12 protein-coding genes and 2 pseudogenes are annotated in these 12,179 nt (G+C 44.6%); 3 read left to right on the plus strand and 11 right to left on the minus strand.

Going from position 1 to position 12,179, the window contains the following annotated elements; genetic code table 11:
• Positions 1-174: pseudogene (locus BM265_RS20815) on the minus strand (IS5/IS1182 family transposase); the annotation flags it as partial.
• Positions 175-1,970: 1,796 nt separating this feature from the next.
• Positions 1,971-2,096: a hypothetical protein gene (locus BM265_RS20950; RefSeq protein ID WP_278288246.1), complete on the minus strand. Its 126-nt coding sequence runs from the start codon at positions 2,094-2,096 to the stop codon at positions 1,971-1,973.
• Between BM265_RS20950 and BM265_RS18595 the strand changes: the two genes are divergently transcribed.
• Both BM265_RS18595 and BM265_RS18600 read left to right on the plus strand, forming a co-directional pair.
• Positions 2,079-2,606, plus strand: coding sequence for a recombinase family protein (locus tag BM265_RS18595; protein WP_143098786.1), 528 nt, complete (start codon positions 2,079-2,081; stop codon positions 2,604-2,606). The genes BM265_RS20950 and BM265_RS18595 overlap by 18 nt on opposite strands.
• The gene (locus tag BM265_RS18600) at positions 2,606-3,553 is read left to right on the plus strand and encodes a DUF4368 domain-containing protein (RefSeq protein ID WP_074963431.1); all 948 of its coding nucleotides are present in this window, start codon (positions 2,606-2,608) and stop codon (positions 3,551-3,553) included. The genes BM265_RS18595 and BM265_RS18600 overlap by 1 nt, the downstream gene beginning before the upstream one ends.
• A 135-nt stretch (positions 3,554-3,688) precedes the next feature.
• Here the strand turns inward: BM265_RS18600 and BM265_RS18605 are convergent, their stop codons facing one another.
• The 9 genes from BM265_RS18605 to BM265_RS18645 form a co-directional block, all read right to left on the minus strand.
• Entirely contained in the window at positions 3,689-5,368 is a 1,680-nt protein-coding gene (locus BM265_RS18605) for an AMP-binding protein (RefSeq protein ID WP_074963432.1), read from the minus strand.
• Positions 5,369-5,389: 21 nt separating this feature from the next.
• The gene (locus tag BM265_RS18610) at positions 5,390-6,034 is read right to left on the minus strand and encodes an HAD family hydrolase (protein ID WP_074963433.1); all 645 of its coding nucleotides are present in this window, start codon (positions 6,032-6,034) and stop codon (positions 5,390-5,392) included.
• 778 nt (positions 6,035-6,812) lie between these two features.
• Positions 6,813-7,061, minus strand: coding sequence for a hypothetical protein (locus BM265_RS18615; RefSeq protein ID WP_074963434.1), 249 nt, complete (start codon positions 7,059-7,061; stop codon positions 6,813-6,815).
• Between the two features lie 234 nt (positions 7,062-7,295).
• Positions 7,296-8,165 (minus strand): tRNA lysidine(34) synthetase, encoded by an 870-nt coding sequence (locus tag BM265_RS18620; RefSeq protein WP_074963435.1) that lies wholly within the window; start codon positions 8,163-8,165, stop codon positions 7,296-7,298.
• A 60-nt stretch (positions 8,166-8,225) separates the two neighbouring features.
• Entirely contained in the window at positions 8,226-8,579 is a 354-nt protein-coding gene (locus BM265_RS18625) for a hypothetical protein (RefSeq protein ID WP_074963436.1), read from the minus strand.
• Between the two features lie 30 nt (positions 8,580-8,609).
• Positions 8,610-9,008, minus strand: a complete 399-nt coding sequence (locus tag BM265_RS18630; RefSeq protein ID WP_074963437.1) for a hypothetical protein — start codon at positions 9,006-9,008, stop codon at positions 8,610-8,612.
• Between the two features lie 12 nt (positions 9,009-9,020).
• Positions 9,021-9,503 (minus strand): COG2426 family protein, encoded by a 483-nt coding sequence (locus tag BM265_RS18635; protein ID WP_074835246.1) that lies wholly within the window; start codon positions 9,501-9,503, stop codon positions 9,021-9,023.
• A complete protein-coding gene (locus BM265_RS18640) occupies positions 9,503-10,357 on the minus strand; it encodes a tetratricopeptide repeat protein (RefSeq protein WP_074963438.1) in 855 nt (284 codons plus the stop codon). Before BM265_RS18640 ends, BM265_RS18635 begins: the two co-directional genes overlap by 1 nt.
• A 23-nt stretch (positions 10,358-10,380) precedes the next feature.
• Positions 10,381-11,634 carry a hypothetical protein gene (locus tag BM265_RS18645; RefSeq protein ID WP_074963439.1) on the minus strand — a complete coding sequence of 418 codons (1,254 nt, stop codon included), beginning with the start codon at positions 11,632-11,634 and terminating at the stop codon, positions 10,381-10,383.
• 303 nt (positions 11,635-11,937) lie between these two features.
• On the opposite strand from BM265_RS18645, the pseudogene BM265_RS18650 reads away from it, so the two are divergent.
• Positions 11,938-12,179, plus strand: a pseudogene (locus BM265_RS18650) (NAD(P)(+) transhydrogenase (Re/Si-specific) subunit alpha); the annotation flags it as partial.

The raw sequence follows: 12,179 nt of genomic DNA on the forward strand, positions 1-12,179 counted from the left end.
CTTTGCGGGCATACCGGTATGGCTCGGGAACAGCCTGGCATATTCAGCTTCAATTGTTTCCCAAGGGATCATTTCTGCTTTCTTTACCCAGCGGTTATCCGGGTTCATTTGCAAACCAAGCGGTTGATTGAAATCTGTGAATGAAATCTGTTTTTCCTTCTTGAACTTATACATGGCATCCTCCGAAGTGCAAGCTTTTTTCTCGTTTTGATTACTTTTTCTTGCACTTCTATTATACCATATTTTGTTGGATTTGTCGATATTTCGTTGCTTTATTGCTGTGTGAGGAGAGACTACTTAACTTTTAAAATATGGTAACTCGCGCAAGATAGAGCAGCTCACATCATAGGTTTGCAATAATGCTAACGACATAACAACTATAATGATAAGGACTCTGTACCGATGATGATCGGTGCAGAGTCTTTTTTCATTTCAGATATGAAATTTTCGGGACCCAAATCAGATAAAATTCGGATCATGGAGTATATGGCAGAGCAATGATATTTGTGCTATATATAATAATGGGGGGTGCATCAGCATTACTCAAGTCAACATTAAAACGATCAAGTATGATCAACTCTAAATATTTTGTAAATGATCGTAAAAAGCAGGAAATCTGCCTTAACATTTTGGGCTGAATCCTATGTATATATGAGGAACATCGTAATTGCAGTGAATATATTTTTTCATCATCGTTACCCTCTATCAGAGAACGAAAGTGATATCATTTGTTCAGTTTAGGATAGGACAACTATGCAGCGATACTATCACATAGCATAATCTCTGCATACCCTGAACAGCACCTTAATATTCTGATGCTCCATAAATCTTGTTGATCCTCATAGAACACTAATAACATTCCACTTCAATCATTTATGACAGGTATTTTTCAGCCAAATAATTATCCTGTGTCATTATAGTAACCACCGATTGGTATTGTTCTTGTGTGAAGCTGCTGCGATTTTGGGTATCAATGGAATTTTGCATCGAATAATTGATCCTTTTTCACTCAATGACAAATCGGGGAATATGTGCTATAGTGAAACTTGACATGGGAATTAAAGTGATAAGGAACAGATAGTCAGTTATAAAACAAGGCTGTCGGACATTTTGTTCGGCTATTTTATCTTCCCGTTTACAGAATATTTACAAAATTATTTTTCAAAAAGGGGGTACGATGCGTACCCCCTCCGGTATGCAAAGCCACGCAATTTCGTGCTTTTGAAAAGTGAAAATAGGCACCATTGCTTCGCAAACCTTTAAAAATCAAGGCTTTCAGAGGGGGGACGCAGCGTAACTTCTAATCTATCATGATATGTGTTAAGATATATTCACTGCAAGGGACAACGTTTTTAGAGGGCAAGACACATAAGGTTGCAAGTGAGAAGTACAAGCCGACCGGCTTGATGACAGCTATGCAGTCCTCGCAGCGGTCAGAACCATAGACAGAAAGGAGTAGTGCCATCATATTGAGAAGAATGCTATCGAAGTCCATTTATATTTTTGGGGCAGTTATAGTGCTAAATATCAGGAGCGCAGTTACAATTATCCCTCGTCCGCCTAATGTAGAATATGGTCTGCCACAGTCGTCGCAGTGCGTTTCTGTATCGTGTAAGCAGATAACCGTTGAAAGAATTGCTGCGAAGCGGATAGGTGTATATGCCTACACCCACCGAGCATTATGGTGCTATCAAAATCGCTCAGCGCATACACGCTGGTTATGCACCTATTGTATATCGGCGCAGCGTGAATGTGCATTTTAATATCAGCCCTATCGAACATTGGTAAATTCGATTTGAAAATCAGATTTCTAACCAATTTTATTATCTTGCTTTAGACCGGCAAAGAAAAGTCAACCCCTAAAAGGAAAAGAATTTTTCTAACCTAAATATATTCCGGGCATACCAAACCAGACCGTTCTTCTGTTAAGAAAAAGCACAGCCTGTTTCAAATATTATAAATTAGCTGAACTATGCAGACATTCTGCATTCAAGATTCTTTGCTATGATCAGCTGTTCATGCTCCTCGGGAGTTCTGAATTCAAACGGCTTTTGATCGCGAAGCACCGCAAAGACTATATGAACCAGTTTGCGCATTACAGCACACAGGGCAGTTTTCTTTTCTTTCTTCTCACACATTCGCTCGAAGTATTCGGCAAGTATTCTGAAATTGAAAACGGCAATATCGGAACTGTTATTACAAAAGACCTTTCGCGATTCGGCAGAAATTATCTTTTGGTCGGACAGTATCTCCAGATTATTTTTCCGCAGTATGGTGTGAGATATATCGCAGTCAATGATAATGTCGATACTATTCAGGGCGACGATGAATTTACGGAGCTGAGGTCGCTGTTTAATGAGTGGTACGTTCGCGATTGCAGCAAGAAGATCAAAGCTGTAAAGCTGGCACAGGCTATGCGGGGCGAGAGGGTGAACGGGTCTGTTCCTTACGGATATATACCGTCGCCCGAGGACAAAAATCGGCTTATTGTCGATAAAAGATTTGCGCCTGCAATACGGAATATGTTCAGGATGTACGCCAATGGAGATGGCGTGATAAACATTATTCGTCACCTGAAGCGTGCAAATATCCAAAGCCTGCGGTGATGAAGAAGCTGCAAAACGATCCGGACTTTGATGTTTCATCGGTTGCCGATCCTTATGTCTGGTGCAAGCGCTCGATAAATATAATACTCGACAATCCCGTCTATCTTGGGCATACATACACTCACAGGTCGGGCAAGGCTTCCTACAGATCGAACAAGAAGGTCATGTATCCGTCGGATCAGCAGTTTGAGTTTCTGAACACGCATGAGCCGCTTATTGCCCTTGAAACATGGGAGACCGTTCAGCGCAGAAAGGCGGACCGCCCCAAAGTGAACAGACAGAGTGAAGTTGACAGTTTTTCGGGCTTATTGTTCTGCGGAGACTGCGGAACGAGAATGTCAGTCCACCGTGAGAAAAACAGACCGAGGATCTATTACACCTGCGAAGGCTATCGTTCACGCAAAGAGCGTTCCGACCAATGCACCACTCACTGCATAAACAAGAAAATAGTTGAAGCGGTTGTGCTTGACGACCTAATAAGGGTAACTTCCGAGGCAAAGCAGCATCGTGAGAAGTTCATAGAGATCTGTAAGAATAATTCTTCAACAGCATCTAAAAAAGAGCAAGCCGCCAAAAAGCGTGAGCTTACCAAATCCGAGAAGCGCTTAGCGGAGGTCAAAAGAATGTTTGTGAAGATCTATGAGGACAATGCTCTTGGTAAGCTGTCCGACGAGGATTATGCTATGCTCTCAGGGACGTATAAAACAGAGCAGGCACAGCTCGAACAGACCATTTCTGAACTAACTTCTGAATTGAACAAGATTAAAGATGATGAGCAGAATACCAATCGTTTCCTGAAGATCGTGGATAAATACACCGATATCACCGAGCTGACGTACGACCTGCTCAGAGATTTTATTGATAAGATTTACATCTACGAAAAGGACAAAGTAAACAAAACACGAAGGATCGAGATATTCTATAACTTTGTGGGGAATATCTCGTAAATAATTATGGTGTACGCTGTGGGAGGTCTGCTGAAGAAAGGTTTTCCCCCAATCGGCACCGCAGTCCGTAGGATAAATCATTGTTTACAGTAATGCAAAAACGGACAGCGCGTTTGGCACTGTCCGTTATGTTTATCAGTTATTGTGAGCTTCCTCGTATTTTCTGTGGTCGTTGTCCCTGATCTCGACACGGCGTATCTTACCGCTGTCGGTCTTGGGGAGTTCATCTACGAATTCGATGATACGTGGATACTTATAGGGCGCTGTAGACTTCTTGACATAAGTCTGAAGTTCCTTGACAAGCTCGGGTGAACCTGTATAGCCCTTTGCAAGCACGATAGTCGCCTTAACTACCTTTCCGCGTATCTCGTCGTCAGCCGCTGTTACAGCAACTTCCATTACCGAGGGGTGTTCCATCAGTATGCTCTCGATTTCGAAAGGTCCTATGCGGTAGCCCGAAGCCTTGATAAGGTCGTCAGTTCTGCCCACATACCAGAAATATCCGTCCTCGTCACGGTAAGCGGTGTCGCCTGTGTGGTAGATGCCGCCGCGCCATGCGTTATCGGTAAGCTCGGGATTGTGATAATACTCCTTGAAGAGTGCGGGGTGCTTGCCTCTTTCAGCCCTTATGATTATCTCGCCTGTCTCGCCCACCTCACAGCTTGTGCCGTCCTTGCGGATTATATCAACATCGTACAGCGGTGATGGCTTGCCCATGGAGCCCGGCTTGGGCTTCATGCCGTAGAAATTCGCAACGATAACAACGCTCTCCGTCTGTCCGAAACCTTCCATCAGCTCCAGACCTGTGTATTCCTTCCAGCGGTTGAAAACTTCCGCATTGAGAGCCTCGCCTGCGATACAGCTGTACTTTATGCCCGAAAGGTCATAGTTGCCCAGACCTTCCTTTATAAAGAACCTGTACATGGTGGGCGGTGCACAGAATGAAGTTATATTGTAGTCCTGCAGAACTTTCAGCATCTTGTCAGGATGGAATCTGTCCATATCATATATGAACTCCTCAGCACCGCAAATCAGCTGACCGAACATCTTGCCCCATGCGCATTTAGCCCAGCCTGATTCTGAAACTGTCAGGTGTACCGATGTTTCATCAACGTGATGCCAGTACTTTGCAGTGGTTATTGAACCTGCCGCATAAGCATTGGCATGGATAGCCATTTTAGGCTGACCTGTCGTTCCTGAGCTGAAATATGCCAGCATATAGTCGTTTTTGGAGATATCCTGCTTTTCAAGAGTGTCCGGATATTTGGAAAGTTCCTCCAGAAAATCAGTCCAGCCCTCTTTCTGTCCGCGGCAGATGAATCTCTCCTTGATGCCGTCGTACTTCTTGCAGGCTTCATCGATGCGGTCTGCAACTTCATCAAAATAAGTGGCGCAGACGTACTTCACACCCGCCGCATTGAAACGGTAGATGTAGTCCTTGGGCATCAGCTGGCTGGTCGCGGGGATAAGCACACAGCCTATCTTGATAAGACCGTATGCCAGTATCCAGAACTCGTAATGCCTTTTCAGTACTGCCAGCAGCATATCGCCCTTTTTAACGCCGTGAGCCAGCATCATGTTAGCACACTGATTGGAGAGTCTGCTCATTTCAGCATAGGTGAATTCCTTCTCGCCGCCGTGGTCATTGACCCAGTGCAGCATCTTTTTATCGGGATAATGCCTTGCCAGCTCGTCTATAACGTCATAACCAAAGTTGAAATCATCTTTCAGCACCAGCTCGAACTTTTTCAGTGTGCCCTTCTCGTCAACCTCTTCATTGACGAACTGTTTATAAAAGTCGTTCATATCGGACATACGATTGCCTCCATTGTCTTTTTAATAGTTAAGTATATCTTCGGGGACGCGGGCTATGTGGTCTGCCCCTGCGGAAACAAGTTCTTCCTCAGTGCGGAACCCCCATATGCAGCCGATACATTCGATCCCCGCGTTGTGTGCGGTAGCTACATCTACGTTTGAATCACCCGAATGGATACATTCATCGGCAGAAACACCAAGTTCTTCCATTATCTGATACATGATATCGGGGGACGGCTTGGTTGGTACGCCCTCGCGCTTGCCGTGAACGCTGTCGAAAACGTCCTTGCCGAAGAGCGCTTCGACCACATTTACCGTGCAGTCATCGGGCTTGTTTGAAGCCACAGCCAGCTTACAGCCACGCGCTTTAAGCTCTGTCAGAACTTCTTTTATGCCGTCATAGGGCTTAGTTTTGCACAGCATCCTTTCGGCGTAGACCTTTGAATACTCAGCGTGAACTTCCCGTATCATCTCGGGTGTACGCTGATCTTCGGGAAGACTGCGTTCTATCAGCTTAACTGCGCCGTTCCCGACGAAGTACTTGTATTTTTCGGTATCATGTGTGGGAAAGCCATGCCTTTCCAGCACGATATTCACCGAGTCTGCCAGATCACAAAGCGAATCCGCCAGTGTGCCGTCCAGATCGAATATGTATAGCTTTTTCATAAGATAAAACCTGCCAATATCCTTCAAATATTACATCTATCCAAAATTCCTACAAATATACAGATTTTTTACATTAATCGAATTTTTATACATCTGTCAAAATTCCATAGCCTATTATACTATTCTCGCATGAAAATTTTGTGTTTGAAATATTACCAATCAATTAACTTATATAACCGATTACGATATCAAAAAAGCAGTATTATATTAATATGTATCCATTTTTATCCATTCACCTTGAATTTTATCCTCTTTGAACAGAAATCTAATGAGAATGTGAAAATTTGTGATAATAATATAATAAAAGTCTTGCGAAATGAAAACAAGGTCTTCCAGTTTGACAACAAGCGGTTAAAATATAGCTATATCCCTTGCAATACTGCGGGATACGTGCTATACTGTCGGTGAAAGGAAACCAAGCGGCTGAGATCGGCGGCTGACGTCGGACCGATCACCCGACGCAGATTGATCCTACACCGTTCTCACCGCACAATATATCCTTGAGCTGTACTTGCGGTATACGGCATAAAGTACCGTAAAACAACAGCACGCGCGGGGCAGCAGATACCACTGCCGCCGCAGCCCATTAAGAAAAGAGGTGTTTGCCATATGACTTCGCGGCAGCCCGAAGGCTGCAATAATGCGGGCGCAATAAGCAGCTTGTGCTCAGCAAAATCGGTAAAAAATGTAAGTATAAACGCTTGCACACTCAAAATACTATGCAATAAAAAAACGGGAGGTCCCGATATGTGACCTCCCGTTTTATTTGTTTTATTGATCAGAAGAACAGCCTTACCCTGCCGTATTTCAACAGATCTCTGTAGGGGAAAGGCATAGATATAGACCTTTCCACGCAGGCTTCTACCAGCAGTGCCGAAGAAGGCTTTACTCCCTGTGCGATCTCCATGGCGATATAATTCCTTATCTCATTTATTTCACTCTCGTGTTCTTTGCACCAGTCGTTTACTACATAATACTGGGGCGAATGTTCATTTTTATTTTTATTCTTCTTCCTAAAAAATAACACAATAATCCCTCCCTTAAATTATATAAGTTGTATGACTTACTCACTGTTCTTCCATTTACTTTTAATCATTATATCACATTAAAATTGAGATGTAAAGAGAAATTTATTTTTCAAGCTAATTTCCTATTAAATTTGTTGAATTTCATCAGCTAATTAAGGTAAATTAAGCTACTTTTCATCAAAAAAATTTAAGTCCGAAAGTACATTAAACTTTCGGACTTATACATATCTTTTTTATTCTTCGCTGCCCGCAATGGTTCCGCGGACGCTTCTTCCTTTGTCGTAATCATCGAGGAAATGGTGGTATTCATCACCTATGTGATAGCTGATTATGGTCTGCAAATTGACGTTCTCAACACTCCTGAAAATGTTCTTGTCTATGGCGGGACTCACCTCGCGAAGTCTTTTCAGCAGTTCTTTGACTTCCTGCCGCTTGGAATTGCTGCTGCCGTCTTCGTAAACTTCTCTCTCCTCAGTGAACCTGCAGGCACACTGAATGAATTCAAGGCCGTTATACTTGCTCCACTTGATGATATCCTCCTCGCGTACCATATATAAAGGACGTATCAGCTGCATACCCTCAAAATTCTCGCTGTGTATCTTTGGCATCATGGTCTGCACCTGAGAGCCGTACAGCATACCCATCAGTATGGTTTCGATAACGTCATCGAAATGATGACCAAGGGCTATCTTGTTGCAGCCCAGTTCCTTAGCATTTTTATAAAGGTATCCGCGCCTCATTCTCGCGCAGAGATAGCATGGGTTCTGCTTCACGTTCACCACCGAATCGAATATCTTGGTCTCGAATATCTTTATGGGTATATCAAGCTTTGCGGCGTTGTCGATTATCTTCTGCCTGTTTGCGGGAGCATATCCGGGGTCCATCACCAGATACTCCACATCGAAAGGCACCTTTGAATACCTTTGCAGGCGCTTCATACAGACCGCCATCATCATGGAATCCTTGCCGCCCGAGATACAGACAGCTATTTTGTCACCCTCCTGTATCAGCTGATAATCCTTTATGCCTTTAAGAAATCTCGACCATATGCCCTGCCTGAATTTCTTCACCAGCGAGAGCTCGATGTCGTTTGGAATTTCCATAAAAACTTCCCCTTTAGCTTTTTCTTTAACTTAATACTTCACGGCGCACCGCCGATACTTCTACCCCTTTTTCGCCATGCCGATAGGCTCGTATCCCAGCCCTTTCAGGTACTCGTCCAGCAGACTGAACCACTTTTCAAGTGCGGCTTTTTCGTCACCCTCAGCTTTCAGCACACATTCAAAGCAGTCCTGACAGGTATTATCGCCGTAGTACCACTCAACGAAATCCGTGAAACCGTAAGGTATTATAATGTTCTTCGTGCCATTGAAAAGTCTGTCGGCTGTCAGCATACCGTCCATATATGTACGCAGGAAAGTTATGCACTCGCAGCCAAGGAACAGCGCAGGTTTTTCTCTTAGCATCCTGTAAAACTTTCTAGCCTCGGGAGAGATGTCCCTGTCTTTGTAAACCATATCTTCCACCCTCTGATCTTCTGTATATTTTTACGGAACATCATCCTCCCGATGCCTGTTCCTCAATTCTTCAAGTATTTCTTCACGTTCGCCCAGGGGCTCATACCCCAGCGAAACAAGATATTCGTCCAGCAGACTGAACCACTTGTCTACAGCTCCTATGTCATCGCCCTCAAAATAGCTTACGAAATGAAAGCTGTTGAATGTCCTGTGGTCGTTATATTGTTTCTCCACAAACTCATTAAAGCCCTCGGGAATGATAACGCGCCCCGACTCTTTATCGAACACATGACTGTAAAACGTCATACCATCGATGAAGTGCCACAGCTTTGTTAAGCTCACACTGCCGATATACATACCGGGTCTTGCTTTCAGATATTTTAAATGCTCCCTGACTTCAGGCGATATATCCTTTGGTCTGCTGTCCATAAATTCTCCCTGTTATTTTGTGATAAACATATTAAAGCCCATAACAGTCAGCAGCGTGATGATAGTTGCCGCCAGCAGAACGCCGCATATAACGGCGATAACGCTTTTCTTGAAATCAAGGTCAAGCATACTTGCCGCGAGAGTTCCTGTCCATGCGCCCGTACCGGGAAGAGGTATACCCACGAAAAGAAGCAGCGCCCAGAACATTCCCTTGCCTGCCTTTGCCTTCAGCTTTTCTCCGCCGTGATGACCTTTTTCAAGGCACCATGAGAAAAACTTGCCGATAACAGGCTTATCCTTGCCCCATTCCAGCACCTTTCTCGCAAAAAAGAATATTATGGGAACAGGCAGCATATTGCCTATCATCGAGATTATTACCGCCTGCTGCCATGGCACACCGCATTTCATCACACCGAAGGGTATCGCGCCCCTCAGCTCGACTATAGGCACCATTGAAATAAGAAATGTTATAAAATGACCGTATTTAGTAAGCATTATGTAGTCTCCTTAAAAGTATCATCAGCCGAGTGACGCTTGCCGTAAGCTTCCTCGACCTCTATCATCAGTTCTTTCAGGCGAACCGCCTGCGCCCTTGTTTCCACCAGTTCAGCCGCCGCAAAGCACATATCCTTTGCAGAAGCCCTGTCGCCGCTTTGCAGATAGACTTTGCCAAGCCCTATGCAGCACTCGCACTGAAGACCTTCATCATTCTGCCGCATAGCCGACTGAAACAGTCTGTAAGCGTTTTCCGTTCTGCCATTCAGCAGACAGAGCATCCCCAGCGTGTGGAGTATAAAACCGCTGCGCTTGCCCATCACCGCACGGTCGAAGTAGTGCCGCGCCTTGAAGTAGATGTCGTTTGCAAGCTCGGTATTTCCCTCAAGCACCGCAGAATACAGGCAAATGTTGAAGTACTCCTCCTGCTCCTTGCCGCTGAGCTTTGCAAAATCCAGTTCTTTTAATAGCGCACGACTATCAGCGAAACGTCCGCCCTCAAGGTACATCGAAGCCATGAAAAGCTTTCCGCTGCCGCTGTCCGATGCACGGAAAAATTCAGCCAGCTTCCTGAAATATTCGTCATCATATCCCTTGGTCATCCTGTGATTCGCAAGTTCATCAAGTTCGATATGCTTCTTAACATCTATCCACGCAGATAAAGTTCCAAGCAGGCAGAAAAGCGACACCATCGCCACCACCCATATGTTGAAGCACTCCATCAGCGAGATACCCATGTCTTTGATAAGCCATACCGCTACCATAATTATATAACCGCAGACCATCGCATATGAAGCGCTGTGCAAAAGATTTACCAAAAGACTGTTTACCCTGCTTATTTTCATAAGCTTCATACCAATGACCTCCTGTCCGAAATTTATCCCAGTTTAGCGATTATATCGAAATATCCGCCAAGAGCGGTAGCCAGCCTGTTATCGTTGGTTATATCGAAAAATACAGCCTCTCCGCCCTCTTTGATATTGTTTTCCTCCAGCCAGTCAGCTATCTCCTCTTCGTTTTCGGCGGGGATAGCATCGTAGTATATCTGGGTGAATATATGTCTGCGCCTCGAAGCGTCATAAACCTGGGTAGAGTGGTCGCATACCACAGAATAAGTGTGTTCCTCCAGGAACTTCTTCACCCGCTTTTTAGCATCCTTGTCCAGGTCGCTGTAGGTTTTCTTATCCGCAAAGAATCCGTCATCGTCCAAGTCTTTCAGAGCTTTCCATGCGTCCTCGAAACGCTTTTCCTTGATCATCTGCGCAACGCTCTCACGAAGTTCCGGGCTGTTATCGAACGTAGCATTCTCATCCTCGATAGTTCCACGCGCCGTGACGATGTTATTCACGTAGGTCTGGGGCATATTTTCGTCCTTGACCTCATCGAGGGAAGTCAGCGCCGTGTAATCAAATATGAAATCTTCATCGATATTGAAAAGCACCTTGCCGTCCTCACCGGGAAGTGTACATTTAAACGACCAGTTATTCTTCAAAAGGGGCATCATATCAAGAGTTTTTGTGAGCCACGAATAGCAGTCATCTTCGTTTTCAATGCGGAATTTCGCATTGACTGAATCGCCCTTGCTGAAATTCAGCAGAAAATACTCATCATAGAAAAGCATCTCCTTGATGCCCGCACATACGTAGCTTCTGGTGTACATACCGTGCTCGGAATAAGTGCTCTGGAGCCAGTTTTTATTGTTCATATCCGTCTCCGCCCAGTGTGTCCACACCATATCGGCGAAAACCGTCTGCATTATCTTGCTAAGCTGTTCCGACTTTCTGTGGCGGTCAAAAAACTTATAGTAAGCGCTGGACGGTTCCAGGAAATCGCACAAAGTATTGATATCGCCCGCTTTCACCGCATCTAGGAAAGCGTCTGTCTGCTGGCTTATCTGTTCCAGCTGTTCCGAATAATCGACCTCCTCGCCGATATTCTGAAGCTGTTTGCCAAGGGCTTCGGGGTCGGGCTCGTCGGGAACGTCAGTGTCCGATTTATTGGACTTTTTATCCGTCGTAGAAGTGCTGATCTTCGTCTTGCCCTCACCGACGCTTTTATCACCGCAGCCGCTCAGCGAGATACACATCGCGGCGGCAAGCAGCAAACATACAGATCTATGTTTTAAACTCATTTTATATCCTCCGTTTATCTGTTGCCAAAGGCATACACATATACTTTAACAGTATATCACACTCCCGCATATTTTACAATAGGCGCACATTATTTTTGTTAATTTAGCCAAAACAGGCCCAAAAATCACACCTTATTAATACCCTGTTTTCGTCACCCGAAGAAGTATACTCTTTCATCGGGCTTCACCTCCCTCACGACATAGTTTTTTCAGAAAAAATTCTGTACCTGATATCTTTACATTTCGGGGAAAATATGGTATATTGAAAATAGTTTTTATTTTTAATCGAAAGGAGTTTTTATCATGAAGAAAATACTGGTCTGCCGGGAAACCGACCCGCGTGAAACCCGCGTGGCGCTGATCCCCGATGACATCAAGCGGCTCATAACCATGGGCTACGAAGTAAAAGTGACCCGCGGAGCGGGCGAAAAAAGCGGCTTCAATGACGAGGCTTACGAGAAGGCAGGCGCTGTTCTTGTATCCTCTAACGAAGCAGGATACGAGGGCAGCGAAATTATTTTGAGGATAATGAAGCCCGAAAGCAT

Origin of the sequence: Hominimerdicola alba (genome assembly GCF_900112155.1) — a bacterium.
In the GTDB taxonomy this organism is placed as follows: Bacteria; Bacillota; Clostridia; order Oscillospirales; family Ruminococcaceae; genus Hominimerdicola; species Hominimerdicola alba_D.